Below are 551 nucleotides of genomic sequence, written 5' to 3' on the forward strand. Positions count from 1 at the left end.
GGTTCCCGCGGGTGCCGCGGACCTCATCGAGTTCCTTGACCGTGTCACCGAGCCGCTGGAACGCTCCGTCGTCGTCGAACTCGCCCTGCACGAACCGGATGCCCTCGGCGAGCTGGTTCCACACCGCCTCATCAAAGGGTGTACGTGCATAAGACTGCACCGAGGACTTCACCTGGGCGGCGAAATCCTCATCACTCCACTCCCGGCGCCCGAAGCCCACCAGCGCGAAACTCGGCGGCAACAACCCCCGGTTCGCCAGGTCATACACCGCCGGCATCAACTTCTTCCGCGCCAAATCGCCCGTCACCCCAAAGAGCACCAACGACGACGGACCCGCAATCCGGTTCAAACGGCGGTCCCGCGGATCCCGCAACGAATTGCGCCTGGACCTAGAAGGTGAGTCAACGTACGTGAGAGACATTGTGGGTTCTAACTTCCAAAAGCAGGTGCGGTGGCCGTGTACTGCCCGCGGTGGTGTTTTGTGCGGGCAGTACACGGTTCGGGGTGGGGTTATGCGATGGCTTCGCGGAGTTCTTTTGCTGCCAGGGCGG

At 62.8% G+C, this 551-nt stretch carries 1 pseudogene; it reads right to left on the bottom strand.

What is annotated here, in order from left to right:
- A pseudogene (locus AC5RT3_RS20640) lies at nt 1-421 on the bottom strand (glucose-6-phosphate dehydrogenase); the annotation flags it as partial.
- Nucleotides 422-551 lie beyond the last annotated feature (130 nt).

This window comes from Arthrobacter sp. Y3221159, assembly GCF_059089885.1.